Genomic DNA, 26,409 nt, shown 5'->3' with positions numbered 1-26,409 from the left:
CGAAATACGGAAGTATTTTGAACGCCCTTCAGTGGGGCCGGTGGCGAGTCAATCCTCACGTACTGCGTGTACGCTCCGGGATCGAAGCGCTGTCCGTGTTCAAACTGCCTGCGCCAATGACGTCTACGGGGACAGGCTCGAAGCATTTCCAGATACATAGCCTCGCCGATCGGGCGGGGCTGTGATAGCATGACCCCCTCGTGATTTCACCTTCCAGCGTTTCAGAGCCAGCCCATGAGTTATCAGGTCTTAGCCCGTAAATGGCGCCCACAAACCTTTGCTGACGTCGTCGGCCAGGAACATGTGCTGACCGCACTGGCGAACGGCTTATCGTTAGGGCGCATTCATCACGCTTATCTCTTTTCCGGCACCCGCGGCGTGGGGAAAACCTCCATCGCACGTTTGCTCGCAAAAGGGTTGAACTGTGAAACCGGCATTACCGCCACGCCGTGCGGCGTTTGCGATAATTGCCGCGAAATAGAACAGGGGCGCTTTGTCGATCTGATTGAGATCGATGCCGCTTCCCGTACCAAAGTCGAAGACACCCGTGACCTGCTGGATAACGTCCAGTATGCACCGGCTCGTGGTCGCTTTAAGGTCTATCTGATCGACGAAGTCCACATGCTGTCGCGCCACAGCTTCAACGCGTTATTAAAAACGCTCGAGGAGCCGCCTGCGCACGTCAAATTCCTGCTGGCAACCACCGATCCGCAGAAGCTGCCGGTGACGATCCTGTCGCGCTGCCTGCAGTTTCATCTGAAGGCGCTGGATGTCGAACAGATCCGTCATCAGCTTGAACATATTCTCGGCGAAGAGCAGATTGCCTTTGAATCCCGCGCGCTGCAACTGCTGTCGCGCGCAGCGGACGGTAGCCTGCGCGATGCCTTAAGCCTGACCGATCAGGCGATTGCCAGCGGCGATGGCCGTCTGACGGCTGAGTCGGTCAGTTCCATGCTCGGCACCCTCGACGACGATCAGGCGCTTTCGTTGATTGAAGCGCTGGTGGCGGCTGATGGCGAACGCGTCATGGCCGGCGTGAACGAAGCGGCCTCCCGCGGCGTTGAGTGGGAAGCGCTGCTGGTTGAAATGCAGAGCCTGCTGCACCGGATTGCGATGGTTCAGCTCTCTCCCTCGGCGCTGGGTGCCGATATGGCTGCGGTGGAGCTGCGGATGCGTGAACTTGCGCGCACCGTGCCGCCCGCCGATGTACAATTGTACTATCAGACACTCCTGATTGGCCGCAAAGAGCTGCCGTATGCGCCGGATCGGCGTATGGGTGTGGAAATGACGCTGCTGCGTGCGCTGGCATTCCATCCGCAAGCGCCGCTGCCGGAACCCGAGGTGAAGCCGGTGCAGGCGACCCCGGCTGCGCCGATGTCGGCGGCCCAGGCATCCGCTCCGCCGGTCGCTCAGCAACCGCCGCCGAATTTGCCGCAGACCACCAGTCAGGTACTGGCGGCACGCAGTCAGCTACAGCGTAATCAGGGAGCACCCACCCCAAAAAAGAGTGAACCGGCAGCCGCATCCCGCGCGCGGCCGGTGAATAACGCTGCGCTGGAGCGTCTGAGTTCGATAACCGAGCGCGTGCAGGCTCGTCCTGCCGCCGCGGCGGTACAGGAAAAAGTTCCGGCCAAAAAAGAAGCCTATCGCTGGAAAGCGACGACGATTGTCGAAACGGTGAAAGAAGAGGTCGCGACGCCGAAAGCGCTGAAGAAAGCGCTGGAGCATGAAAAAACGCCTGAGCTGGCGGCCAAGCTGGCGCTTGAAGCGGTTGAGCGCGACGGCTGGGCGGCAGAGGTTAACCAGCTTGCGGTGCCGAAACTGGTAGAGCAGGTGGCGCTAAACGCGTGGAAAGAGCAGGACGGTAACCGTGTCTGTCTGCATCTGCGCCCGAGCCAGCGGCATCTCAATTCTGCTGGCGCACAGCAAAAGCTGGCCGAAGCGCTGGGCGTGTTGTACGGTTCACCGGTTGAATTGACCATCGTGGAAGACGATAATCCTGCGATGCGCACGCCGCTGGAGTGGCGGCAGGCAATTTATGAAGAGAAGCTCGCGCAAGCGCGCGAAGCGATTATTGCGGATAACAACATTCAGACGCTGCGCCGGTTTTTCGATGCAGATCTGGATGAAGAGAGTATTCGCCCCATTTGATTGCAAGTTTGACTTGCGGTCAGCATCCTTAACGATGACTTACTGAGAGAGAAGCCTATGTTTGGTGGAAAAGGCGGCCTGGGTAACCTGATGAAACAGGCCCAGCAGATGCAAGACAAAATGCAGAAAATGCAGGAAGAGATCGCGCAGCTGGAAGTGACCGGCGAATCCGGTGCTGGTCTGGTTAAAGTGACCATCAACGGCGCCCATAACTGCCGTCGCGTGGAGATTGATCCGAGCCTGCTGGAAGACGACAAAGATATGCTGGAAGACCTCGTGGCTGCGGCGTTCAACGATGCGGCACGCCGTATTGACGAGACCCAGAAAGAGAAGATGGCTTCCGTCTCCTCCGGTATGCAGCTGCCGCCTGGCTTTAAGATGCCGTTCTGATGCAAACCAGCCCGCTGTTAACTCAGCTTATGGAAGCATTGCGCTGCCTGCCGGGCGTGGGTCCGAAGTCAGCGCAGCGCATGGCGTTTACGCTTCTTCAGCGCGATCGTAGCGGCGGGATGCGTCTGGCGCAGTCACTGACGCGCGCGATGTCGGAAATCGGCCACTGTGCCGATTGCCGCACTTTCACCGAGCAGGAAGTGTGCAATATTTGCAGCAACCCGCGGCGTCGTGAAAACGGGCAGCTCTGCGTAGTGGAAAGCCCTGCGGACATCTACGCCATTGAGCAGACCGGGCAGTTTTCCGGTCGCTACTTTGTCCTGATGGGCCATCTGTCGCCGCTTGACGGCATCGGGCCGGATGATATCGGGCTCGATCGTCTGGAGCAGCGACTGCGCGACGAATCGATGCAGGAAGTGATCCTCGCCACCAACCCGACGGTGGAAGGGGAAGCAACCGCGAACTACATTGCCGAGCTTTGCGCTCAGTATGGCGTAGAAGCCAGCCGTATCGCCCACGGCGTGCCGGTAGGTGGTGAACTGGAGATGGTTGACGGCACCACGCTGTCGCATTCTCTCGCCGGGCGACACAAGATTCGTTTTTAACCAAACGGAGGCGCTTTTTGGGGCCTCCGCTTGAAAATATCCCCTCCCGTCCCCATTTCCCCTTCAACGGTTTTTTTACCATTAACAATGGCATTGTTGAGGTTGATTTAGATGAAAGGACAAGAAACTCGTGGTTTTCAGTCAGAAGTAAAACAGCTTCTGCACCTGATGATCCATTCTCTTTATTCCAATAAAGAAATTTTCCTGCGTGAGCTTATTTCTAACGCCTCCGATGCGGCCGACAAGCTGCGTTTCCGCGCACTGTCCCAGCCGGATCTGTATGAAGGCGACGGCGAGCTGCGCGTGCGCGTCTCTTTTGACAAAGACAATCGCACGTTGACCATCGCCGATAACGGTATCGGGATGAACCGCGAAGAAGTGATCGATCATCTCGGGACAATTGCAAAGTCCGGGACGAAATCCTTCCTCGAGTCGATGGGTTCCGATCAGGCGAAAGACAGCCAGCTGATCGGCCAGTTTGGCGTTGGTTTCTACTCAGCGTTTATCGTGGCGGATAAAGTTACCGTGCGCACTCGCGCTGCGGGCGATAGCGCGGAAAATGGCGTGTTCTGGGAATCTGCCGGCGAAGGCGACTACACCGTTGCCGATATCACCAAAGCCGATCGCGGCACCGAAATTACTCTGCACCTGCGTGAAGGTGAAGATGATTTCCTCAATGACTGGCGTGTGCGTTCGATCATCAGCAAATACTCCGATCATATCGCGCTGCCGGTAGAGATTGAAAAACGCGAAGAAGTTGATGGCGAAACCGTTATCTCCTGGGAGAAAATCAACAAGGCCCAGGCGCTGTGGACCCGTAATAAGTCGGAAATTAAAGACGACGAATACAACGAGTTCTATAAGCATATTGCGCACGACTACAGCGACCCGCTGACCTGGAGCCACAACCGCGTGGAAGGGAAGCAGGAGTACACCAGCCTGCTGTACATCCCGTCCCAGGCACCGTGGGATATGTGGAACCGCGATCACAAACACGGCCTGAAGCTATACGTTCAGCGCGTCTTTATCATGGATGAAGCCGAGCAGTTTATGCCGAACTACCTGCGCTTTGTTCGCGGCCTCGTTGACTCCAACGATCTGCCGCTGAACGTATCGCGTGAGATTCTGCAGGACAGCAACGTTACCCGTAATCTGCGTTCCGCACTGACCAAACGCGCGCTGCAGATGCTGGAAAAACTGGCAAAAGAGGATGCAGAAAAATATCAGACCTTCTGGCAGCAGTTTGGTCTGGCACTGAAGGAAGGCCCGGCGGAAGACAGTGCAAATCAGCAGACTATCGCGAAGCTGCTGCGTTTTGCCTCCACCCATACCGATTCTTCCGCGCAGACCGTGTCGCTGGACGAGTATGTCTCCCGCATGAAAGAAGGGCAGGAGAAGATTTACTACATCACCGCAGACAGCTATGCCGCTGCGAAGAGCAGCCCGCACCTTGAGCTGCTGCGTAAGAAAGGCATCGAAGTGCTGCTGCTGTCGGATCGTATCGACGAGTGGATGATGAGCTACCTGACCGAATTCGATGGTAAAGCGTTCCAGTCGGTGGCGAAAGTCGATGAGTCGCTGGATAAGCTGGCGGATGAAGTCGACGAAAGCACTAAAGAAGCGGAGAAGGCGCTGGAGCCGTTTGTCGATCGCGTGAAAACCCTGCTGGGCGAACGGGTGAAAGAGGTCCGTCTGACGCACCGTCTGACCGATACGCCAGCAATTGTCACTACCGATGCGGACGAAATGAGCACCCAGATGGCGAAGCTGTTTGCCGCTGCGGGCCAGTCTGCGCCGGAAGTGAAGTATATCTTTGAACTGAACCCGACCCATCCGCTGGTCAAACGCACGGCGGATACGCAGGACGAGGCCCGGTTCAGCGAATGGGTTGAGCTGCTGCTCGATCAGGCCCTGCTGGCTGAGCGCGGTACGCTGGAAGATCCTAACCAGTTTATTCGCCGCATGAACCAGCTGCTGGCTTCCTAATCTTTTTGTTGTTTGTCCTCACCGGCCCGCCCGTAAAGCGCATGGGCCGGTGAGGACGCCCCTCCGATCGCCTAAAATCCGCCTTTCAGGCAAAATAAACCCTCCATTAACCGTTTCAGCCGCTTCGCCTTCCTTGAGCCATCTGCGTTCTGGTGGTATGGTTTAGCGTTTTTGAAAAATTGAATCGACTTTTGAGGGGATTTTCGTAATGCGTATTATTCTGCTTGGCGCTCCGGGCGCGGGTAAAGGAACTCAGGCTCAGTTCATCATGGAGAAATACGGAATTCCGCAAATCTCTACCGGTGACATGCTGCGTGCCGCGGTAAAATCTGGCTCCGAGCTGGGTAAACAGGCGAAAGATATTATGGACGCCGGCAAGCTGGTAACCGATGAACTGGTTATTGCGCTGGTTAAAGAGCGTATCACTCAGGAAGATTGCCGTAACGGTTTCCTGCTCGACGGTTTCCCGCGCACGATTCCGCAGGCTGATGCCATGAAAGAAGCGGGCATCGCCGTTGACTACGTCCTGGAATTTGCTGTACCGGATGACCTGATCGTTGACCGTATCATTGGGCGTCGCGTGCACGCGGCTTCCGGTCGCGTTTACCACATCAAATTCAACCCGCCGAAGGTTGAAGGTAAAGACGACGTGACCGGCGAAGAGCTGAGCACCCGTAAAGATGACCAGGAAGAGACCGTACGTAAGCGTCTGGTGGAATATCATCAGATGACGGCTCCGCTGATCGGTTACTATCAGAAAGAAGCTGAAGCGGGCAACACGCAATACGCGAAGGTGGACGGTACTAAAGCCGTTTCCGAAGTGCGTGCTGAACTGGAAAAAATCCTCGGTTAATCCCGTTGGTTCTCATCCTGCCGTGGCAGGATGAGAACACCTCTCATTCTACCTTTTTCTTTGATTGGTTCCGTTTAGCGCCATTTCAGCTACAATTGTCAGCGATTCAAATGGTTAAGAGGCGGTAATGCATCAGACGAAAACAGGTATCTTGTTAGCCAACTTAGGCACTCCCGATGCGCCCACGCCCGACGCGGTGAAGCGCTATCTGCGACAATTTCTCAGCGATAAGCGGGTGGTTGATACGCCCCGGCTGCTGTGGTGGCCGCTTCTGCGCGGTGTGATACTGCCCCTGCGCGCCCCGAGGGTGGCGAAACTTTATCAGTCCGTGTGGATGGAAGAGGGCTCGCCGCTGATGGTTTACAGCCGTCGACAGCAGCAGGCGCTGGCCGCCCGTCTACCCGATACGCCGGTTGTCTTAGGTATGAGCTACGGCTCGCCTGCGCTGGAAAGCGCGGTGGACGAACTGCTGGCGCAGGACGTTGACCATATCGTGGTGCTGCCGCTGTATCCGCAATACTCCTGCTCTACCGTCGCGGCGGTGTGGGATGAGCTGGCGAGGATCCTCGCTAAAAAACGGGCGATCCCCGGCGTTTCCTTTATTCGCGATTATGCCGACGACGCCAGCTACATCGCTGCGCTGGCCGCCAGCGTTCGCGCGTCGTTTGCCATACACGGTGAACCGGATGTACTGCTGCTCTCATATCACGGTATTCCTCAGCGTTTTGCCCACGAAGGGGATGATTACCCGCAGCGCTGCCGTGATACCACCCGTGAGCTGGTTTCAGCGCTGGGGCTTTCGCCGGATCGCGTCATGATGACCTTCCAGTCGCGCTTTGGCCGCGAGCCGTGGCTGACGCCTTATACCGACGAAACATTGAAAATGTCAGGTGAGAAAGGCGTGAAGCATATTCAGGTCATCTGCCCGGGCTTTGCGGCGGATTGTCTGGAAACGCTGGAGGAGATTGCCGTTCAGAACCGGGAAATCTTCCTCGAGGCCGGCGGGCAGAAGTATGAATATATCCCGGCGCTCAACGCGGACGAGGCACATATTGAAATGATGGTGAAGCTGACGGCGCCTTATCGCTAATCGTGTGCAGCAGGGGGAATATGCTATTATTCCCCGCTTGTTCCCTGTCACTAAATCGCCACTATGAAATTTCCCGGTAAACGTAAATCCAAACACTACTTCCCTGTGAATGCCCGCGATCCGCTGTTGCAACAGACGCAGCCTGAAAATGAATCTAACGTCGCGTGGGTGGTCGGTATCGATCAAACGCTGGTCGATATCGAAGCGAAAGTAGATGAGGCGTTTATCGTGCGCTACGGCTTGAGTGCCGGCCATTCCCTGGTTATTGACGATGATATTGCCGAGGCGCTCTATCAGGAGCTGGTGCGGGATAATTTGATTACCCACCAGTTTGCCGGTGGCACTATTGGCAATACCATGCACAACTATTCCGTGCTGGCGGATGACCGTTCGGTATTGCTGGGCGTCATGTGCAGTAACATCGAAATCGGCGGGTACGCCTATCGTTATCTGTGCAATACCTCAAGCCGTACTGATCTGAACTATCTGCAAGGAGTGGACGGAGCAATCGGCCGCTGTTTTACCCTGATTAGCGATACGGGCGAACGAACCTTTGCTATCAGTCCGGGCCATATGAATAAGCTGCGCCCGGAAAGTATTCCGGAAGAGGTGATTGCCGGTGCTTCTGCGCTGGTACTGACCTCGTATCTGGTGCGCTGCAAGCCCGGCGAACCGATGCCGGATGCGACGATGAAAGCCATCGAATATGCCAAAAAGCATGATGTGCCCGTGGTGCTGACGCTGGGAACGAAGTATGTGATTGCCGACAACCCGCAATGGTGGCAGCAGTTCCTTAAGGAGCACGTCTCCATTCTGGCGATGAACGAAGAGGAGGCCGAAGCGCTGACCGGACTGTCCGATCCGCTACTGGCCTCAGATAAGGCGCTGGAGTGGGTCGATCTGGTGCTGTGTACCGCCGGGCCTGCGGGTCTGTATATGGCCAGCTTCACGGAAGAGGATGCCAAACGTAAAACTCAGCATCCGCTGCTGCCGGGGGCGATTGCCGAATTCAACCAGTTTGAGTTCAGCCGTGCAATGCGTCATCAGGATTGCGCGAATCCCCTGCGGATTTACTCGCATATCGCGCCGTATATGGGCGGCCCTGAGAAAATCATGAATACCAACGGCGCAGGCGACGGTGCGCTGGCGGCGCTGCTGCATGATATCACCGCCAATAACTATCACCGGAATAACGTCCCGAACTCCAGCAAGCACAAATGCAAGTGGCTGACCTACTCGTCGCTGGCGCAGGTGTGTAAATACGCGAACCGCGTGAGCTATCAGGTATTGAATCAGCATTCTCCGCGTTTAACCCGCGGTCTGCCGGAGCGAGAAGATAGCCTGGAAGAGGCATACTGGGAGCGTTAATCCCACGTGTTCCCCTCGTGAGAGGGGCAAACGGTAGCAATGAAAAGCGCAGTGGAGCCTCGTGATGCTTAAGAGGCTCCATCCGGCGCGGAATTACCCGGTGACCACTTCACCCGCCGGCGGCGTTTCCAGCAACAGCAGCATCGCACGGGCGATTTCGCGCTCGCCCATCACCACCTGATTTGCCCCGCGTTCGGTAATATAATCCACTTCATCGTCATAGTGCGCCCGGGCGATAATCTCAATATTCGGGCATTTCTCACGGGCGGATGCGACGATTTCTCCTGCCTCATAGCCGTTAGGAATGGTCAGCAGCAGCCAGCGGGCGCAGTCCAGATGCGCCAGATTCATGATCTCTTCATTTGCCGCATTGCCCAGCACCGCCCGAATGCCGCGTGCGCGTAGCTCATCGACACGGGTACGCGACGTTTCGATAACCACCAGCGGGATCCCCTTCGCCATCAGCTTCTCGCCCATCAGGCTGCCGACGCGACCAAAGCCCACCAGCAGCGCGTGGTTGCAAATATCGACAGGAATCTGCTTCTCTTCTTCAAGCACTTCTTCGAAAGTTTGCTCATCCAGCGTTTCGGTTTTATCGAGGTATTTTTCCAGCAGAGCGAAAAGTACCGGGTTTAGCATGATTGAAATAATCGCCCCGGCCAGGACCAGATTTTGCCCGGCCTGCGGCAGCAGATTCAGCGCCATTCCGAGCCCGGCAAGAATAAAGGCGAACTCACCGATCTGCGCAAGGCTGGCGGCGATGGTCAGCGCGGTGCGCGGCGAGTGGCCAAACATTCGCACAAGGAAAAAGGCGACCACCGACTTACCGAAAATAATGATGGCCAGCGTAGCCAGCACCGCCAGCGGCTGCTCCAGCAGGATCATCGGGTCGAACAGCATACCGACTGAGACAAAGAACAACACGGCGAACGCATCGCGCAGCGGCAGCGTATCGTGCGCGGCGCGGTGGCTGAGTTCAGATTCATTCAGCACCATTCCGGCGAAAAATGCGCCGAGCGCAAACGAGACATCGAACAGTTCAACGGCACCGAAGGCGATCCCGAGAGCCAGGGCCAGAACCGACAGGGTAAACAGTTCCCGGGAGCCGGTGGCGGCGCTGCGGGACATAATCCACGGTACCAGGCGACGGCCTACCAGCATCATAATGGCGATAAAGGCGATCACTTTACCGATGGTGATCCCCATATCGACCGCCAGCGACGCCAGGCCCACATCGCCTTTCTCCGTCATACCGGCGACGGCCGGCAGCAGAACCAGCGTCAGAACCATCACCAAATCTTCGACGATCAACCAACCGATGGCGATTTGCCCTCGCTGGCTATCAATAAGCTGCCGTTCTTCTAACGCGCGCAGCAGCACCACGGTACTGGCGGTAGAGAGACACAGGCCAAATACGATGCCGGTCATCAGCGACCAGCCCAGCAGGGCGGAAAGCGCCATACCCAGCAGCGTTGCCACGGCTATCTGGGCAATCGCTCCGGGAATGGCGATCGACTTTACCGCCATCAAATCCTTTAAGGAGAAGTGCAGACCGACGCCAAACATCAGCAATATGACGCCCAGCTCTGCCAGTTCCGGTGCCAGCTTAGTATCGGCAACGAAGCCGGGAGTAAAGGGTCCGGATAACACGCCGGCTAATAAATATCCCACCAATGGCGAAATACGCAGCTTATTGGCTATCATGCCGAAAATAAAAGCGAGTACGAGCCCACCGACAATGGTGGTGATAAGCGGTGTTGCGTGGTGCATTCCGTCTCCTTGCATGTGGTGAGCCAATCCATTTTCAGGCACTGCATCCATCAGGCGCCTCGGCGTCCGCTTTGCGCGTTTATCTCAGTCGTATAGGGGAACTATGCGCCTGGGGAGTGACTCGCCCGCTGCTTTGAACTAACCCGAATGATTTTGCGTATAAACCTAAAAAACCGAGTAATAGTTTATGACAGTTTTAGCTGTTTTGTTTATGAATAATTGTTGAATTATGCAGAAAACTGGAATTAGCCCGCAAAAAAGCACAGATAGGAAAACAACGGCAGGTAATGGGAAGGAGTGCTGATGGGGTAAGGGATTGCGGCGACCAAAGTTTCACTTTAGCCGCCGGATAATCAGGACTTTTGGCGATTGTCAGGAAGGAATATCGTCAATATGCCGAGAAGTGGCAGGAAAGCACAGATTTTATAGACCAGCTCAATACTGGTATGGTCCGCTAACAGCCCCAGCACAGCGGCTCCGAGGCCTCCCATGCCAAATGCGAAACCGAAAAACAGGCCGGAAACCATGCCGATACGCCCCGGTAACAGCTCCTGGGCATAGACCAGGATGGCTGAAAATGCCGATGCGAGGATAAATCCAATAATCATGGTCAAAATCCCCGTCCATTCCAGCGTGGCATACGGTAAAACAAGGGTAAAGGGTGCAACACCGAGGATAGAGCCCCAAATTACATATTTACGCCCAATCTTATCGCCAACAGGCCCACCAATCACCGTTCCTGCGGCAACGGCAAACAGGAAAATAAACAGATGGATCTGCGCATTCTGGATCGACAATCCGAATTTATGCATCAGATAAAAGGTGTAATAGCTGCTGATGCTCGCCATATAGAAATATTTCGAGAAAATCAGCATCAGCAGGATGCCAATTGCAAGGATAACCTTATTTTTCGGCAGCGGACTGGCGACGACGGTCTTAGGTTTACCCTTATTCATCCGATGCTGAGCGGCATACCAGCGGCTGATTTGTGACAGCACGACGATGGCCAGCAGCGCGGCCAGGACGAACCACGCAACGTTGCCTTTGCCGTAAGGGGCGATAATCACTGCCGCCAGCAGTGGACCCAGAGAGCTACCAAAGTTACCGCCGACCTGGAACAGTGACTGCGCCAGCCCGTGACGGCCGCCGGAGGCCATACGCGCCACGCGCGAAGATTCCGGGTGGAACACCGAAGAGCCGGTACCCACCAGCGCGGCGGCGAGCAGGACCATGCCGAAACTACCCGCCAGCGCCAGTAAAACCAGGCCGCAGAGAGTGAAGCACATGCCGACTGGCAGCGACCATGGCATAGAGTGTTTATCGGTCCAGTAGCCGACCACCGGTTGCAGCAGCGAGGAGGCCAGCTGGAAGGTGAGGGTGATCATCCCAATCTGTACGAAGGTCAGAGAAAACTCAGACTGTAGCAGCGGGTAAATCGCCAGAATCAGCGACTGGATCATATCGTTCAGTAAATGGGAAAGGCTGATTGCGCCCAGAATACCAAACGAAGTGCGTGCTTTTTGCGGCGCAGCAGCGGGGCCGGATAAGGGTTGAACGGTCTGATTCGTCGCCATAGGATCACTTAGAGAATGTTATTGTGGATGCAGGTGGAATTATTATCTGACTAACATACCTGCCACTCAGGTTTGAAGGAAGTCTCAATTCGGAAAACATATTTGTCTGACGGCGTAACTCGCTATACTTTCGACACTTGTTTATTGAGTCAGGGAGAGAAAAATGCATTTTTTAAAACGGGCGGTGGCGCTGGGGCTATTCGCCGCGTTGTCGCTGGGAAGTTTATCTGTACAAGCTTATGAGCAGGACAAAACCTATAAAATCACTATCCTGCATACCAACGACCACCATGGTCATTTCTGGCGTAATGATTACGGCGAATACGGTTTGGCGGCGCAAAAAACGCTGGTGGACGGTATTCGCAAAGACGTTGCCGCTGAGGGTGGCAGCGTGTTGCTGTTATCCGGTGGGGATATTAATACCGGCGTGCCGGAATCGGATTTACTGGATGCAGAGCCTGATTTTCGCGGCATGAACCTGATTGGTTATGATGCGATGGCGGTGGGCAACCACGAGTTTGATAACCCGCTCAGCGTGCTGCGCCAGCAAGAAAAACTGTCTAAGTTCCCGTTCCTCTCCGCCAATATTTACCAAAAAAGCACCGGCGAGCGTCTGTTTAAACCGTGGGCGCTGTTTAAACGCGGGGGATTAAAAATTGCCGTCATTGGCTTAACCACCGATGACACGGCGAAGATAGGCAACCCGGAGTATTTCACCGATATCGAATTCCGCAAACCGGCGGACGAGGCCAAACTGGTTATCCAGGAGCTGCAGCAGAACGAAAAACCGGATGTGATTCTGGCAACCACCCACATGGGCCACTATGACAACGGTAATCATGGCTCTAACGCCCCGGGTGATGTCGAAATGGCGCGCAGCCTGCCCGCGGGATCGCTGGCGATGATCGTCGGTGGGCATTCGCAGGATCCGGTTTGTATGGCATCAGAGAATAAAAAACAGGTTGATTACGTACCGGGCACGCCGTGCGCACCGGACAAACAAAACGGGATCTGGATTGTTCAGGCCCATGAGTGGGGAAAATACGTCGGCCGCGCGGATTTTGAGTTCCGTAACGGTGAGATGAAGCTGGTGCACTATCAGCTGATCCCGGTCAACCTGAAGAAGAAAGTGACCTACGATAACGGTCAGAGCGAGCGCGTGCTCTATACGCCGCAAATCCCGGAAAACCCGCAGATGCTGTCGCTGCTGACGCCGTTCCAGAATAAAGGCAAAGCGCAGCTGCAGGTCAAGATTGGCAGCGTGAACGGGCATCTTGAAGGCGATCGTAGCAAGGTTCGTTTTGTTCAGACCAATATGGGCCGTTTGCTGCTGGCGGCGCAAATGGCGCGCAGTAATGCTGATTTTGCCGTGATGAGCGGCGGCGGTATTCGTGACTCCATCGAAGCCGGGGACATTACCTATAAGGATGTGATGAAGGTGCAGCCGTTCGGAAACGTGTTGGTGTATGTCGACATGAGCGGCAAGGAAGTGACGGAATATCTGACCGCCGTGGCGCAGATGAAACCGGACTCCGGCGCCTATCCGCAGTTCGCCAACGTCAGCTTTGTGGCGAAAGACGGCAAGCTGAATGATTTGAAAATCAAAGGCGAAGCGGTCGATCCGGCGAAGACCTACCGTATGGCGACGTTGAGCTTCAACGGCACAGGTGGTGACGGCTATCCGCTTATCGACAGCAAACCGGGTTATGTGAACACCGGTTTTATCGATGCCGAAGTGCTGAAAGAGTATATCCAGAAGAATTCACCGCTGGACGCGGCCGCTTATGAGCCGAAAGGCGAGGTGAGCTGGCAGTAACGCGTGAGGCGCTCCCCGGTGACGCTCCGCTGACCGGGCTACGTACAGGCAGAATGGTAGCCTGTAGCCCGGACAGGCGCATCGCGCCGCCTCCGGGGAGGGGCGCATGTGCCAGCACTGATTATCGGTTCATGGGCGCTGACTGCAGGTTAATCGCGGCGGGCGATGTCGGCGAATTTGGCATCGAGAATTTTTGCTAAATCGCTGGCTGCCAGCTCAATATCCAGCCCGCGCTTGCCGCCAGAAATATAGATAGCGTCAAATGCCTGCGCCGGAGCATCAATCAGCGTGGGTAGCCGTTTCTTCTGCCCAAGTGGGCTGATTCCGCCGACCAGGTAGCCCGTCGTACGTTGGGCTACCATGGGATCGGCCATATCCACCTTCTTTGCCCCCAGGGCTTTGGCCACCTTTTTCAAATCCAGCTGCCCGGCAACGGGCGTCACCGCTACGGCCAGATGCTTCATATCCCCGTTGACCGCGACCAGCAGCGTCTTGTAAACCTGATCTGCGTTCAGCCCCAGTTTACGCACCACTTCATCACCGAAGTTGGTTTCGCTGGGATCGTGATCGTAGCTGTGGATCTTAAAAGCGATTTTGTTTTTTTCGAGTAACTTAACGGCGGGAGTCATACTTATCCTTCTTACCAACCGATCTTACGTGCAGTCAGCATACGCCTGTTGAATGTGTAAAAAATAGTACCATCTTGCGCAATAGTATTGGCAGTGATGGTCACTTTGAGCGACAATCGAACGATCCGGAATGCAAATTCCGGGATAATAATAATGATGAAATTCCTCTTTGACGGGCCAATAGAAATATTGGCCATTTTTTTACGTCAGCATATCAGGCAGATTCCCTTCACCGTATAAATGCAGCGCCCCGACGGCGACAACATAGCGCCCCGGTGGCAGCGCCAGCAGCGTCTCTCGCCACGCCTGGTTACGCTGGTGCATGAGCACATCGTACAGCGACTGGCTAAAAGTCGTGGGTAACGTGGTCGCCCCTTTGGCGGGCGGCTGCTCAAGCCACCAGCCGATCATCACCTGCAAAAGACGTGCGTTTGTGCGCCAGTGGGTTAGCGTATCTTCCAGCAGTGCCAGCCCGCCATCCGGGAGATCGCGCAGCAGCGCTATCTGGCTCTCGGTTCCTTCGAGCTCCATCACCGGTACGTGGCTCTCACGTGCGGCCATCAGCAGTTGATAATCGATACCGTAATCCGGGCGTAACCCCAGCTTTTGGGCCTGCGTTGCCTGCAAGACCATCGCGACCTGCCAGAGCGGCTGGCTGTCAAACAGCGAGGTCGACAGCCCGAGCTCAGCGGCACGCGCTTCCAGCTCGACGATCTGCTCCGGGGTTAAACGTTCGCTTAAGGGAGGATTGACGGGCAGGCTACTGAAGGGCGTTTCGTTCCCGGTAATATCAGCCTCGACGATGAGGGCGTCGGCCTGCTGAATCTTTTTCAGCAGTCTGGCGGGAGGGGGAGACATATCGCGGGTGCCCATATGGATACTGCCGACCAGATGCAGATAGCGCTCTCCGGGAAGGGTAATATCCAATGCAGGCCAGGAATAAGACGAGCCGACGGCGGCTCGCCACAGCATTTTAATCCGGTTTAACAGGCCCATACGCGCTCCGTAGTGTGAAGCGTTCATGCTAGCGTGTGGGAAAGAGTGGCGCAAGGGCAGCCAACAGCAGGCCTGCGTCAACAGCGGAAAGATTCTTATCGGTGTTATAAAAATAACAGCTTCGTTTTGTCTGTTTATTTCCGCAACGACGTTTTGATAATTTTGTCTATTTATATCAACAAGATGACTTTTGATCATGCGCTGAGGAATGGGAGTTTTTTCTCAAAATAAAGTAAATTGTGATAATAAAATAAAAAAACTGTAACGAAAAATAAACAAAGTGCTTCTATATTGGCCCCTTCAATTTTTGGGGGGGAAGTGTCATGCGTAACTGGAGTGAGCCTAAAAAGAATAAAGCCCATATCGAACTGATCCCGATGATCGATGTGATGATGTTTTTACTGGTTTTCTTTGTCCTGATTAGCCTGAATGTGATCCCGGCTTTAGGCCTGAAAACCCAGCTGCCATCGGCCAGCAGCGCCCAGCAGCTTAAACCGCAGAAAAAAGCCATTATCACCCTCGGTGCCGGTGACCAGCTGCAGCTTGATGGTCAGGCGCTGGTCCTTGATGCCCTGGTCAATACCCTTAAGCAACAGCAGCAGGAAAACCAAACCACCACCATCATCGTGAACAGCGATAAAGAGGTCGCAGTGGAACGCCTGGTTGCGGTGATGGATACCTTGCGTCAGGGCGGTTTCTTTTCCATTTCTATCGCGACACGGAAGCAGTGATATGTATCTGCTTTATCGTTCACGTCACCTTGTTAGCTGGCTACCCGCATTAGTCATCGCCGGATGTTTACTGTTCGTCAGTCAGCAGGCGGTCCTGCAGGTGAAACCGCATTACGACGATGCAGTGATGGAACTCTCGCTGGCCGAACCCGAACCACCGCAGCCAGAGCCCGTCCCGGAGCCGCAGCCTGAACCACCGCCGGAACCTCAACCTGAGCCGGAGCCGATAGCTGAACCCATCGTTCCTGCCCCGGAACCCATCATCCAGGCCAAACCGGTTGTGAAGCCGAAGTCAAAGCCAAAACCGGTTCAGGAGAAAGCCCCGAAGCCGCAGACGCGTGTGGCACCGCAGCCCGCCGTCGTACGCAGCCCGGTGAGCCAACCCGCTACGCAGCCGGCTCCCCCGGCGCCGAAAGCCAACGCGCAGGCGGTGGAAAACGGCTATCTGCAGGCGCTGCGCCGTGAGCTGGAGCAGCGTAAACGCTACCCGAGCGGCCGGCAGGCTTCGCTGGAGCGCCCGCAGGGCAATGTTGAGGTCTGGCTGGAAGTTGACCGCAGCGGCAGGGTGCTGGCCTCCGGTATTGCCAACAAGGCCCCGAGCATGTTGCTCAATCGCGCTGCGCTCAGCTCCTTACAAAGTATCAGCCAGCTGAAGCCCTTCCCTGAAGAAGCTTTTGCCGGACAAAGAACCAAAAAATTTACCGCGACGTTTAATTATCAGGCGCCATAAAGCCTATTTAATCATTTGTTTTTGATAGGAAAAGAAATGAAAAAGTTTAATTACTCTGGGATTGCGTTAGCTGTGGTATCGGCAGTGTTATCGGGTTCAACGCTGGCAGCGGAAAGCAGCGATGTTGGTGAGATTAACGTCAAAGGGCAATCGCTCGGCGGCGGTTTGATGGTGCAGGAAGACAGCAGTAAAGCGCGCTCCACCCTGACGAAAGAAGCGATGGAGAAAGCGCCCGGTGCCAGCAATGCCATCGACATGCTCAAGTATACGCCGGGGATGAACGTCAACAGCAATGATGCCAGTGGCCTGAGCGGTATCGACTACACCATGCGTGGGATGAACTCGGATCAAATCGGCCTGTCGATGGACGGCATTCCGATTAACGACTCGGGTAACTACGCGGTTTATCCCAACCTGTTAGGTGATGCGGAAAACCTTGAGCAGATCTTTGTCACCCAGGGCTCTTCCGAAGCTGACGGTCCGCATATCGGCTCCAGCGGCGGTAACATCGGCCTCGTCACTAAGCGCCCGTCAAAGGCGTTCGGCGGCTTCGTCAAGCAAACTCTGGGCAGCCATAATCTCAGTAAAACTTTCGCCCGTCTGGAAACCGGTGAGTATAACGGTTTCAGCAACTGGCTCTCTTACTCGCACACTGAAGCCAAAAAATGGCGTGGGGAAGGGCGTAACTATTCCGATAAGTTCGAAATGAACTCGTTGTACGAGGATGGTAACGGCAACAGCAGTAATCTGATCATGAAGTATAACCGTCAGGATAACAGCAATTACAATACCTTAAGCAAAGCGCAGTTCGAAGAAGATCCGCGTCAGGATTACTCGACCACGCCGGTCTATAACAACAAAGGTCAACTGAGCAAATACTACAAGCTCAACCGTAACCCGTTTGAAACCTTCACACTCTCTTTCTCACAGCGATTGCAGCTGCGCGATAACCTCGCATTGACCGTTCAGCCCTATTACTACTGGGGTAACGGCGGTAGCTTTACCGGTCAAACGGCCTCGGTGCTCTCTAACACCTCCGATAAAGCCGGGCAGTACGATCTGAGCAACTTAAGCTCCAATACTTACTATCGGCCTTCATGGACTCAGACCTGGCGACCGGGCGTCACCACGAAATTGAAGTGGGATATTAACGACGAGCACAGCCTCGATGTCGGCTACTGGTATGAGCGTGCGCGCCAGTCGCAGACTCAGCCGTTTATCGGCATTCAGGATGATGGCAACCCCGCGAACGTCTCCGGCACACCTGGAGGATCCGATCAGGTAAAAGATGCCAACGGCAACACGGTGCAGGGTCGTAACCAGTACACCATTACTCCGGCGCAAAAAGTATGGCTGCAGGATACCTGGTTTGTCACACCTGACTGGACGCTGGTGGGAGGGCTTGCATATCAGTACGTTGAACGTATTGGTGATAACAAAGGCAGCCTGTATAACGCCCCGGAAAAGCGTAAGGCCACCTACCATGAATTTCTGCCGAACTTTAGCATCAGCTATAAGCCGGATATGGAAAACCAGCTGTTCTACAACCTGACCCGCAACATGCGTACGCCGCCCAACTATGTGCTCTACAACGTGGGCGACTCCATCAGCACCAAACCAGAGCTGAGCTGGAACCATGAACTGGGCTGGCGTTTCCAGCGTGAAGATATGCTAATGAGCGCGACGCTTTTCTATATGCGCTATACCGACCGTCAGATTTCGACCACCAACGCTGACGGTGACTACGAAATGATGAATATCGGTAGCGTCGAAAGTAAAGGCATGGAGCTGGAGTGGAGCGGTAAGCTGCCGTACAACTTCAACTACTACACCTCTTATACCTATACCCATTCCGAACAGCAGGACGACATTGTCAGCAACGGTGGTAATCCGCTGCCAACGGCGGGCAAAACGGTGCCTAACGTACCGAAAAATATGATCAACATGTCGCTGGGCTATGACGATGGCCTCTATTACGGCAGCTTCGGTGGCAAATATGTCAGTTCGTTCTACGGCGATTTGACCAACGACGAAAAAATCGGTGGTCGCACGGTATTTGACGTCGCCGCGGGCGTTCATCTGCCGGTGGACAAAAAGATTGTTAAAAGCGCCACCCTACGTTTTGGCATCGATAACTTGTTCGATAAAGAGTATCTGACCTCAGTACGTTCGACGACCTTTAACGCGGCGCCTTACGACGGCGTGAAGGCCAGCACCCCCTATTACAACGTCGGCGAAGAGCGCACCTTTAGCGTTTCGCTGGAAGCAACCTTTTAACTAACCGGAGGGCACTTTGATGGATGCCAATCTGATTCACGACCTTATTTTCTACGTCATGTATGCTGCGCTGGCGATCGCCGTCGTGATACTGGTTGAACGCGGACTCTACTTTTCGTGGGCTCAGCGACAGGCTCTGCGCTTTGAGAAAGCGCTGACGCCGGACATCCGCCGCGTGGCGGACCTGCCGGCATCGCTGACCGGGCGCAATAGCCTGCCGTTGACCATTATTCAGCCAGTGCTGGAGAAAAAGCTGGTGGCGGAAGACCGGGAAGCGATGAGCGACCTGATTGACGCTCAGTATCTGTTGAGTAAACCGCAGATGTCGCGAGGGCTGTGGATGCTTGAAACCGTGGTGACCGCCGCGCCGCTGTTGGGGCTGCTGGGGACGATTCTGGGGATTATGGATACTTTTAAGGCACTCTCTGCTTCTGGTGTTTCTGATGCCAGCATGGTTTCCGCCGGAATGGGTACCGCGCTGTACGCGACGGGGCTGGGGATCGCGATAGCGCTGCTGTGTCTGATGGGCAATAACTACCTGCAGAGCCGTATGGAGCGCATTAATGAACTGTTGAAGGTGCTGCTTATTCGTGCCGGAAGTCCGGTCAGCCGCCCGGAGCAGGGTAACCGCCGCTGGGAAGGCAGCGAGGCGCAGCGCTATGCCTGAGCATCGTCGACGTGCGCGGCCGGGAGGCCGCCTGATTAACGGGCTGGCGGGCGGCTGGATGTTGTTAAGTCTGCCGGCGCTGGCGGAATTCTCCATACCGGGCTACGAACTGGTGTACAACGCCCCGCAGGAAACCACGCTACAGGATAATGACCTGCGCAATGCGGCAGAGGTCTGGCAGCAGATGTTTGACGCGGCGCAGAGCCATATCGATCTGGCGCAGTTTTATGTGGCGAATGAAAAAGGCTCTTTGCTAGACGGCGTGCTGAAGCATCTGCGGGCCGCCGGAGCGCGCGGGGTGAAAATTCGCTTTCTGATGGAGAAGAAGGGCGTTGATCTTTCAACGCCAGACACGCTGGCCGCGCTGAAAACGATCCCGAACCTTGAACTGCGTATTATTCCGTTTCACCAGTTGACCGGCGGTATTGTCCACGCCAAATATTTGCTGGTGGATGGCAAAGAAGCCTTTGTGGGAAGCCAGAATTTTGACTGGCGTGCGCTGGAACAGATTCAGGAAACCGGTTTACGCATCAGCGATGCGCAAACGGTACGGCAAATTCAGGCTATTTTCGAGCAGGACTGGCAGGCACAGGCCCTGCTTGCGGAGGATAAGCCGGTGCCGAAGTTGGCCTGGCAGGCTCCTGATTCGGTTCCGCACGGGAATTATCTGGTGGCCAGCCCGCGCGATTATAACCCGCGAGGGGTCATTGATTCACAAGTTGAACTCCCGCGCCTGCTGGATAACGCGAAGTCGCGGATCCGGGTACAGGTGATGGACTACGCGCCGCTATCGTGGGGGGAAAAGGGGAGCCGTCCTTTTTATGCTCCTGTTGATAACGCCTTGCGTAGCGCGGCAGCTCGCGGGGTGCAGGTTGAACTGATGGTCGCCGACTGGAATCTGAAAAAACCGGATGTATTCTGGTTAAAGAGCCTCTCTCTGGTGCCTAATGTTCAGCTGAAGGTGGTGACGATTCCTCCTGCCAGCCTTGGGTTTATCCCGTATGCCAGGGTGGTTCACAGCAAGTTGATGACCATCGATGGTGCGACGGCGTGGGTCGGCACCAGTAACTGGAGTGGGGGATACTTCGATAATTCGCGCAACCTTGAGCTGGTGCTGAATAATGTGCAAATGGCGCAGCGAATAGACGCGCTCTACGACCAGCTGTGGAACAGCCGTTATGCGGAGCCGATAAAGATTGATTTTGATTATCCGACTCCGCATCCGGGCCGTGAGCACTAAATCCCCCGGTAGCGTTGGCTGACCGGGCTACAGGGTCATTGCGGTCAGGTAGCCCGGAATACAGGATGACTGTGTTCCGGGATACTTCCCGGTTTATGATTTCGGCTTAAAGCGCAGGAGCCGGTTTGCGTTGCTGACTACGGTAATCGATGAAAGCGCCATGGCTGCTCCGGCTACCACCGGGTTAAGCAGGGTCCCGGTTAACGGCCATAAGATCCCGGCCGCAATCGGGATCCCCAGGGCGTTGTAAACAAAGGCGCCCAGCAGGTTCTGCTTCATGTTGCGCAGCGTGGCTTTAGAAATCGCCAGCGCATCCGCCACGCCGTTCAGACTATGGCGCATCAGGGTGATGGCCGCCGTCTCAATGGCAACGTCGCTCCCGCCGCCCATCGCAATCCCGACATCGGCCTGGGCCAGCGCCGGCGCATCGTTGATGCCGTCACCGACCATTGCCACCTGATGCCCCTGGCTTTGTAGACGTTTAATCGCATCGGCTTTGCCGTCCGGCAGCACGCCGGCGATAACTTCATCGATGCCCGCCTCTTTAGCAATAGCGTTGGCGGTCGTTGGGTTATCCCCGGTTAACATCACCAGACGATAGCCCTGGCGGTGCAGACGAGCCAGTGCGGTGACGCTGTCGCTACGCAATGGGTCGCGAATGGCGAATAGCGCAGCAGCCTGACCGTCGACTGCCAACAGCACCGGCGTCGTTCCCTGCGATGCCTGAATAGCGATTTCACTTTCCACGGCCGCGGTGGCGATTTTTTGCTCATTGAGCAGCGCCTGGTTGCCGAGCAGCAGAGTATGGCCTTCGGCCTCGCCGCTCACGCCCAGCCCGCGAAGAGTGCGGAAGTTGTTGACTATCGGCAGCTGGCTATCGGCGGCTTTCTCAATAATTGCCCGCGCCAACGGGTGGCTGGAGCCTTGTTCCAGCGCGGCGGCAAGGCGCAGCACGGTGGCTTCATCGGCGCCGGCGAAGGTTTTCACCGCCACAACCTGCGGTTTACCTTCGGTCAGGGTGCCCGTTTTATCAAAGACAATCGTATCCAACTGGCTGGCACGCTGGAGCGCATCGGCGTCGCGAACCAGTACGCCATATTCCGCCGCGCGACCGACGCCGGAGATTATCGACATTGGCGTTGCCAGGCCCAGAGCACAAGGGCAGGCGATAATCAGCACCGTGGTGGCGATCACCAGAGTGTAGACAATTTGCGGTGCCGGCCCGAAGAAGTACCAGATTGCGGCGCTGAACAGAGCGATAGCCACTACGGCGGGCACGAAGATGGCGGAGATTTTATCCGCCAGCTGGCCGATTTCCGGTTTGCTGCTTTGCGCCTGACGCACCATGCGGATAATCCGGGCAAGGGTCGTCTGGCTGCCGACGGCACTGGCGGTAAACAGTACGCTGCCGTCCTGGACTACGGTGCCCGCATGGAGCGTGTCGCCATCTGTTTTCTGTTGTGGAATCGGCTCGCCGGTCAGCATGGCTTCATCCAGCCAGGCTTCTCCCTGGCTTATGACGCCATCAACCGGAACCCGGTCACCGGTGGTCAAACGCAGGGTCATTCCCGGCTGAACCTCGGCCAGCGGTACGCTTTTTTCACCCTCCTCGGTGACAACCCGCGCCGACGGCGGCGTCAGGTCGAGCAGTTTTTCCAGTGCTTTTGAGGAGCGCTGGCGGGCGCGGGCTTCCAGCATATGACCGAGGTTAATCAGGCCGATAATCATTGCGCTGGCTTCATAGTAGAGATGCCGGGCCTCCATCGGGAACCACTGCGGCCACAGGTTAACGCTCATGGAATAGAGCCATGCCACCCCGGTTCCCAGCGCTACCAGCGTATCCATGGTGGCGGTGCCATTTTTCAGGCTTTTCCATGCGCTACGATAGAAATGGCCACCGGCAAAGACCATCACCGCCAGGGTAATCAGACCGATAACCAGCCACAGCGAACGGTTATCATCGCTGACCATCATGTTGTCGCCGATCATCCCCCAGACCATGACCGGCACACCCACCAGCAGGGCGACAATCGCCTGCCAGCGAAAGCGCTTCATGGTGGCGATGGCGGTTTCCTGCTGACGTTCGCGGCGTTCCAGGTCATCTTCGATCGCTTCTGCGCCGTAGCCTGCCTTCTCCACCGCCTGAACTAATTCTGCGGCGGACGCGCTGCCCATAATCAGCGCAGTGCGTTCCGCCAGGTTGACCCGTGCCTGTACCACTCCCGGCACCGCGGCGAGCGCGTTTTGTACCCGGGAGACACAGCTGGCGCAGCTCATGCCGTTGATCAGCAGCTGTTGACTGTCATCTTCGTCATGGGCTGCCGGAAGCTCAGGAGAGGCCGCTGTCAGTGCTTCCGACGGGATTGTTGATTCTGCCAGCGGTTTAGCCTTTGGGTGGCTGAGCTCCGCGCCATATCCGGCTTTCTGGATAGTGTCGATTAACGCCTCAGCGCTGGCGCTACCGGTCACGTGTGCTTCGGTGATGGTGACATCTGCCTGTTCAACGTCAGGGCGCTGTTCCAGACTCTCTTTGACGCGTTTGACGCAGTGACCGCAGCTAAGGCCGTCGAGCGTCAGGTCGATAGTTTGTGACATAACAAACTCCTTTATTACGTGGATGAGCTAACTGTGATAAAGGTTAAACCTTCCAGCAAGGGGAAGGTCAAGGCGTTTGTTTGAGGTGGGTGTTATTAGTGTTCCAGCGCAATCGCGCAGACATGTTCCAGAGAGGAAAGGTGGCTGTACAGTTCGGGTAAGGTCATTTTTTTTCTAACGATCACTTTGAGGTTGACCTCTATTTTTCCTTTTTTGACATCGCGAATCGTGATGGTTTCGATAATGTTTTTTTGCTGGGTAATACCCTCTATTAGGGTTTTCAGACCAGATTTTTCATCAAGAATGATGCGTATTTTCACTTTACCGGGTGACTGATTTTTAGTTTGTAAAAAGATGACGAGATAACTGAGCTTGATTGCCAGCAGGAATAATCCCGTGGCGAGAAGGGCATGAAGATAAAAACCGGCGCCGCTGGTAATGCCTACTCCTGCGGAAGCCCATACTATTGCCGCTGTCGTCAGCCCGGATATTGCATCATCCCGGCGGTGGAGGATCACGCCCGCGCCGAGAAATCCGACGCCGCTGATGATTTGTGCCGCCAGGCGCATCGGGTCGCTCCGGATATTGGCGGAGATCTCAGCGTAATACTCTGCTGATTGGATCGAGACGATCGTCAGGACGCAGCTGGCCACGGAAATAATCACGCAGGTTTTAAAGCCAACCGGTTTACCTTTTGATTCTCTCTCCAGGCCAATGATGCCGCCAAGAATAAAAGCCACGCCAATTTTGCATAGCGTAATAAAAATAGATTCCCCTGCGCCGGATAAGATGACCGCCAACGTATTCATTTTTCCTCCGCAAAAAACTGCCCGCGAAGCACCTGATATTCCTCTTGCCAGCGCTGGAATGTCAGGCGCTGTACCGGTGAATATAGTGTTCGAGCAGCGCCAGAAGATGGTTGTTATCGATAGTTTCGAGAATGCGTATTGTCGCGCCTTGCGGCTCGGGAATGCCGACGTCCAGGCGCAGACCGTCACGCCCATAGCGGCAGGTCATACCGCGAGTCATACCTTCCAGGGAGACGTCGAGGTAATCTTCTGTCGTCGTCGCCATAGTCGGATCAAGTAACCAGGCAACGGTTAAAGCATCATGGATCCAACAGCCGGGCAGGTTGCGGGTCTGCATCGAGTAGGTGATCCACGGACGAATAGTCTGGGCCAGATAACAACTCAGCGCGTTTTTTACCGCCGTCAGACGATCCAGATCGCTATGGAGCATTTGCGTTTTCGTGGTGACATCCATCGGAACCAGTGTGATAGGCGCACCGCTGGTAAGTACACCGTGTGCTGCTTCAGGATCCAAACCAAAGTTTGTGTCCTTTATATAGCCCGCAACGTTGAACACTCCTCCCATGATCACGATGTTTTTAACCTTATGAACGATTTCGGGATAGAGTTGCAGCGCCATCGCTACATTTGTGAGTGGCCCGGTGGCAATCAGCGTTATCTCGCCGGGATGGTTGCAGATTAGCTCGCCGATGGCCTGAGGTGCCAGAGGCTGCACGGCCTGGTACGTAGGCGGGGTGGGGACGTCCGACCAAAGCTGGCGTAAACCAGAGCGATCCACGCCATGATCGAGTTTTTCGCGCCAGGGCTGCGGGTCTTCTCTGAGGGCTCGGGCGGCGCCGCGATAGACCGGTACGGGAATGTCTAACTGCTGGACGAGGCCTTTGGCGACGGCGTAGCCAGTTTCTACCGGCGTATTGCCTGCCACAATAGTGATCATTTCCAGGGTGATTTGCGGTGCGGCAATCGCCAGGGCTAGTGCCAGACCGTCATCGATATTGGCACCCGGAACGCCATTCCCTGGATCGCAGTCGATAATCACGCGCATGGTTTTATTTTCATCTTGTCTCAGGTTGTACTTCATGTCCCTGGCAGCCACACGACTCTCCCACTCGTAAATAAAACTCAAATTCAACGCGGCGAACTTTCCCATCCCAGTTTTTCAGCATGTCTATCGCCGCCCGGGCCATTTTGTCTACGGGCTGGCGGACGGCCGTTAAAGAAGGGACGTTGTAAGCCGATTCTTGTGTTGCGTTAAAGCAGACCAGCGCCACATCCTGGGGAACTCGCAGCCCGTGTTCTGCCAGCGCGCGTAAGCAGCCGAGCGCTTGCTGCTCATTGGTGGCGAACAGCGCGCGCGGAGGCTTACCCTGCAACATTCGCTTTGTCGCTTCGTAGCCTCCAGCCCGCGTATAGTTGGTTGAAAAAATCCAGGCCGGGGTGACTGCGAGCGACGATTCTTCCAGCGCTAGCTGCCATCCCCGAATACGATCCTGGGTGTTGAGCATTTCACGCGGGCCGCAGATAATGCCGATATCGCGGTAGCCGTGATCGATAAGATGTTTTGTCACCTGCCAGGCCGCCAGCTGTTCATCCACCTGAATAACGCTGACGTTTAATCCCGCATCGACGCGATCCAACATCACGCAGGGCGTGCCGCTTTGCTCAATCAGTTCAATATACGGATGCCGGTCAACGCTGGTATAAATCAGACCATCGACCTGGCGATTAAGCATGTTGTTGATCAGTTCACGCTCACGTCCGCTGTTGTCACCTGCATCCCCCAGCAGGAGAACTTTACCGTCAGCGAACGCTTCACGCTGCAGGGCGTGCGCCATGGAGGCAATAAACGGGTTCGAGATGTCCGGGGCCACCAGCCCGTAGGTTTGCGTGCTCCCCGAGGCCAGAGCGCGGGCGATACCATTGGGCCGGTAACCGGTTTTCTTAATCGCCTGCAACACGCGCTGTCGAGTCGCTTCAGCGACCGGGCGCGGACCGTTATTAATCACGTAACTCACGACAGCGACAGATGTACCCGCCTCTTTTGCGACATCGGAACGTGTTACGCGTTGTGAATGTGAATGTGATTGGGTCACGGGGCACCTACCTGGTTGAGTTCAGAGCATTTTCTTTTC

21 protein-coding genes and 1 other annotated feature are annotated in these 26,409 nt (G+C 55.6%); of the genes, 13 read left to right on the top strand and 8 right to left on the bottom strand.

The window, feature by feature from the left end:
- Window positions 1–234: 234 nt before the first annotated feature.
- The 7 genes from dnaX (at window position 235) to ACMYSK_RS13220 (ending at window position 8,443) form a co-directional block, all read left to right on the top strand.
- Window positions 235–2,151, top strand: coding sequence for a DNA polymerase III subunit gamma/tau (dnaX, locus tag ACMYSK_RS13250; RefSeq protein ID WP_434635971.1), 1,917 nt, complete (start codon window positions 235–237; stop codon window positions 2,149–2,151).
- Window positions 1,481–1,545: a sequence feature (DnaX frameshifting element), on the top strand. (Overlaps the previous gene by 65 nt.)
- 57 nt (window positions 2,152–2,208) lie before the next feature.
- Entirely contained in the window at window positions 2,209–2,541 is a 333-nt protein-coding gene (locus ACMYSK_RS13245) for a YbaB/EbfC family nucleoid-associated protein (protein WP_052283815.1), read from the top strand.
- On the top strand, window positions 2,541–3,146 hold the full coding sequence (gene recR / locus ACMYSK_RS13240; RefSeq protein ID WP_434635970.1) for a recombination mediator RecR: 606 nt from the start codon (window positions 2,541–2,543) through the stop codon (window positions 3,144–3,146). The genes ACMYSK_RS13245 and recR overlap by 1 nt, the downstream gene beginning before the upstream one ends.
- A 111-nt stretch (window positions 3,147–3,257) precedes the next feature.
- Window positions 3,258–5,132, top strand: a complete 1,875-nt coding sequence (gene htpG / locus ACMYSK_RS13235) for a molecular chaperone HtpG (RefSeq protein ID WP_434635969.1) — start codon at window positions 3,258–3,260, stop codon at window positions 5,130–5,132.
- 208 nt (window positions 5,133–5,340) lie between these two features.
- Window positions 5,341–5,985, top strand: a complete 645-nt coding sequence (adk, locus tag ACMYSK_RS13230) for an adenylate kinase (RefSeq protein ID WP_434635968.1) — start codon at window positions 5,341–5,343, stop codon at window positions 5,983–5,985.
- A gap of 127 nt (window positions 5,986–6,112) precedes the next feature.
- Window positions 6,113–7,075, top strand: a complete 963-nt coding sequence (gene hemH, locus ACMYSK_RS13225) for a ferrochelatase (protein ID WP_434635967.1) — start codon at window positions 6,113–6,115, stop codon at window positions 7,073–7,075.
- 63 nt (window positions 7,076–7,138) lie between these two features.
- Window positions 7,139–8,443, top strand: a complete 1,305-nt coding sequence (locus ACMYSK_RS13220; protein WP_434635966.1) for an inosine/guanosine kinase — start codon at window positions 7,139–7,141, stop codon at window positions 8,441–8,443.
- Window positions 8,444–8,536: 93 nt separating this feature from the next.
- Here the strand turns inward: ACMYSK_RS13220 and ybaL are convergent, their stop codons facing one another.
- The gene (gene ybaL / locus ACMYSK_RS13215) at window positions 8,537–10,213 is read right to left on the bottom strand and encodes a YbaL family putative K(+) efflux transporter (protein WP_434635965.1); all 1,677 of its coding nucleotides are present in this window, start codon (window positions 10,211–10,213) and stop codon (window positions 8,537–8,539) included.
- A gap of 353 nt (window positions 10,214–10,566) precedes the next feature.
- Entirely contained in the window at window positions 10,567–11,787 is a 1,221-nt protein-coding gene (locus tag ACMYSK_RS13210) for an MFS transporter (RefSeq protein WP_434635964.1), read from the bottom strand.
- A gap of 163 nt (window positions 11,788–11,950) precedes the next feature.
- On the opposite strand from ACMYSK_RS13210, the gene ushA reads away from it, so the two are divergent.
- Window positions 11,951–13,603: a bifunctional UDP-sugar hydrolase/5'-nucleotidase UshA gene (gene ushA / locus ACMYSK_RS13205; protein ID WP_434635963.1), complete on the top strand. Its 1,653-nt coding sequence runs from the start codon at window positions 11,951–11,953 to the stop codon at window positions 13,601–13,603.
- Between the two features lie 149 nt (window positions 13,604–13,752).
- Here ushA and ybaK read toward each other — a convergent pair whose 3' ends face one another.
- The gene (gene ybaK / locus ACMYSK_RS13200; protein ID WP_434635962.1) at window positions 13,753–14,232 is read right to left on the bottom strand and encodes a Cys-tRNA(Pro)/Cys-tRNA(Cys) deacylase YbaK; all 480 of its coding nucleotides are present in this window, start codon (window positions 14,230–14,232) and stop codon (window positions 13,753–13,755) included.
- Between the two features lie 201 nt (window positions 14,233–14,433).
- Window positions 14,434–15,228: a TraB/GumN family protein gene (locus tag ACMYSK_RS13195; RefSeq protein ID WP_434635961.1), complete on the bottom strand. Its 795-nt coding sequence runs from the start codon at window positions 15,226–15,228 to the stop codon at window positions 14,434–14,436.
- Between the two features lie 323 nt (window positions 15,229–15,551).
- On the opposite strand from ACMYSK_RS13195, the gene ACMYSK_RS13190 reads away from it, so the two are divergent.
- From ACMYSK_RS13190 to ACMYSK_RS13170, 5 genes are read left to right on the top strand one after another with little or no spacing between them, the layout of a single operon-like run.
- Window positions 15,552–15,959 carry an ExbD/TolR family protein gene (locus ACMYSK_RS13190; RefSeq protein ID WP_434635960.1) on the top strand — a complete coding sequence of 136 codons (408 nt, stop codon included), beginning with the start codon at window positions 15,552–15,554 and terminating at the stop codon, window positions 15,957–15,959.
- Between the two features lies 1 nt (window position 15,960).
- Window positions 15,961–16,689 carry an energy transducer TonB gene (locus tag ACMYSK_RS13185; protein ID WP_434635959.1) on the top strand — a complete coding sequence of 243 codons (729 nt, stop codon included), beginning with the start codon at window positions 15,961–15,963 and terminating at the stop codon, window positions 16,687–16,689.
- Between the two features lie 36 nt (window positions 16,690–16,725).
- The gene (locus tag ACMYSK_RS13180) at window positions 16,726–18,966 is read left to right on the top strand and encodes a TonB-dependent receptor family protein (RefSeq protein ID WP_434635958.1); all 2,241 of its coding nucleotides are present in this window, start codon (window positions 16,726–16,728) and stop codon (window positions 18,964–18,966) included.
- Window positions 18,967–18,985: 19 nt separating this feature from the next.
- Window positions 18,986–19,633, top strand: a complete 648-nt coding sequence (locus ACMYSK_RS13175) for a MotA/TolQ/ExbB proton channel family protein (protein ID WP_434635957.1) — start codon at window positions 18,986–18,988, stop codon at window positions 19,631–19,633.
- Between the two features lie 58 nt (window positions 19,634–19,691).
- Window positions 19,692–20,873 (top strand): phospholipase D-like domain-containing protein, encoded by a 1,182-nt coding sequence (locus ACMYSK_RS13170; protein ID WP_434644095.1) that lies wholly within the window; start codon window positions 19,692–19,694, stop codon window positions 20,871–20,873.
- Between the two features lie 93 nt (window positions 20,874–20,966).
- Here the strand turns inward: ACMYSK_RS13170 and copA are convergent, their stop codons facing one another.
- From copA to ACMYSK_RS13150, 4 genes are all read right to left on the bottom strand, one after another.
- Window positions 20,967–23,468, bottom strand: coding sequence for a copper-exporting P-type ATPase CopA (gene copA / locus ACMYSK_RS13165; protein ID WP_434635956.1), 2,502 nt, complete (start codon window positions 23,466–23,468; stop codon window positions 20,967–20,969).
- 95 nt (window positions 23,469–23,563) lie between these two features.
- Window positions 23,564–24,277, bottom strand: a complete 714-nt coding sequence (locus tag ACMYSK_RS13160) for an MgtC/SapB family protein (protein WP_434635954.1) — start codon at window positions 24,275–24,277, stop codon at window positions 23,564–23,566.
- 61 nt (window positions 24,278–24,338) lie between these two features.
- Entirely contained in the window at window positions 24,339–25,322 is a 984-nt protein-coding gene (locus tag ACMYSK_RS13155; protein WP_434644092.1) for a nucleoside hydrolase, read from the bottom strand.
- Between the two features lie 10 nt (window positions 25,323–25,332).
- A complete protein-coding gene (locus tag ACMYSK_RS13150) occupies window positions 25,333–26,370 on the bottom strand; it encodes a LacI family DNA-binding transcriptional regulator (protein ID WP_434635953.1) in 1,038 nt (345 codons plus the stop codon).
- Window positions 26,371–26,409: the final 39 nt, after the last annotated feature.

The organism is Klebsiella sp. I138, assembly GCF_051131765.1.
Classification (GTDB): domain Bacteria; phylum Pseudomonadota; class Gammaproteobacteria; order Enterobacterales; family Enterobacteriaceae; genus Klebsiella.
The sequence above is the reverse complement of the archived record's forward strand: the minus strand, read 5'-3'. Positions and strand labels throughout refer to the sequence as shown.

Excerpts from the sequence above, each read along its gene's own strand:
- ACMYSK_RS13155 (WP_434644092.1), bottom strand. The coding sequence starts at position 25,322 with ATGCGCGTGATTATCGACTGCGATCCAGGGAATGGCGTTCCGGGTGCC.
- htpG (WP_434635969.1), top strand. The coding sequence starts at position 3,258 with ATGAAAGGACAAGAAACTCGTGGTTTTCAGTCAGAAGTAAAACAGCTT.
- ybaK (WP_434635962.1), bottom strand. The coding sequence starts at position 14,232 with ATGACTCCCGCCGTTAAGTTACTCGAAAAAAACAAAATCGCTTTTAAG.
- ybaL (WP_434635965.1), bottom strand. The coding sequence starts at position 10,213 with ATGCACCACGCAACACCGCTTATCACCACCATTGTCGGTGGGCTCGTA.
- ACMYSK_RS13180 (WP_434635958.1), top strand. The coding sequence starts at position 16,726 with ATGAAAAAGTTTAATTACTCTGGGATTGCGTTAGCTGTGGTATCGGCA.
- ACMYSK_RS13160 (WP_434635954.1), bottom strand. The coding sequence starts at position 24,277 with ATGAATACGTTGGCGGTCATCTTATCCGGCGCAGGGGAATCTATTTTT.
- hemH (WP_434635967.1), top strand. The coding sequence starts at position 6,113 with ATGCATCAGACGAAAACAGGTATCTTGTTAGCCAACTTAGGCACTCCC.
- ACMYSK_RS13175 (WP_434635957.1), top strand. The coding sequence starts at position 18,986 with ATGGATGCCAATCTGATTCACGACCTTATTTTCTACGTCATGTATGCT.
- ushA (WP_434635963.1), top strand. The coding sequence starts at position 11,951 with ATGCATTTTTTAAAACGGGCGGTGGCGCTGGGGCTATTCGCCGCGTTG.
- ACMYSK_RS13195 (WP_434635961.1), bottom strand. The coding sequence starts at position 15,228 with ATGGGCCTGTTAAACCGGATTAAAATGCTGTGGCGAGCCGCCGTCGGC.
- recR (WP_434635970.1), top strand. The coding sequence starts at position 2,541 with ATGCAAACCAGCCCGCTGTTAACTCAGCTTATGGAAGCATTGCGCTGC.
- copA (WP_434635956.1), bottom strand. The coding sequence starts at position 23,468 with ATGTCACAAACTATCGACCTGACGCTCGACGGCCTTAGCTGCGGTCAC.
- dnaX (WP_434635971.1), top strand. The coding sequence starts at position 235 with ATGAGTTATCAGGTCTTAGCCCGTAAATGGCGCCCACAAACCTTTGCT.
- ACMYSK_RS13210 (WP_434635964.1), bottom strand. The coding sequence starts at position 11,787 with ATGGCGACGAATCAGACCGTTCAACCCTTATCCGGCCCCGCTGCTGCG.
- adk (WP_434635968.1), top strand. The coding sequence starts at position 5,341 with ATGCGTATTATTCTGCTTGGCGCTCCGGGCGCGGGTAAAGGAACTCAG.
- ACMYSK_RS13185 (WP_434635959.1), top strand. The coding sequence starts at position 15,961 with ATGTATCTGCTTTATCGTTCACGTCACCTTGTTAGCTGGCTACCCGCA.
- ACMYSK_RS13170 (WP_434644095.1), top strand. The coding sequence starts at position 19,692 with ATGTTGTTAAGTCTGCCGGCGCTGGCGGAATTCTCCATACCGGGCTAC.
- ACMYSK_RS13190 (WP_434635960.1), top strand. The coding sequence starts at position 15,552 with ATGCGTAACTGGAGTGAGCCTAAAAAGAATAAAGCCCATATCGAACTG.
- ACMYSK_RS13245 (WP_052283815.1), top strand. The coding sequence starts at position 2,209 with ATGTTTGGTGGAAAAGGCGGCCTGGGTAACCTGATGAAACAGGCCCAG.
- ACMYSK_RS13220 (WP_434635966.1), top strand. The coding sequence starts at position 7,139 with ATGAAATTTCCCGGTAAACGTAAATCCAAACACTACTTCCCTGTGAAT.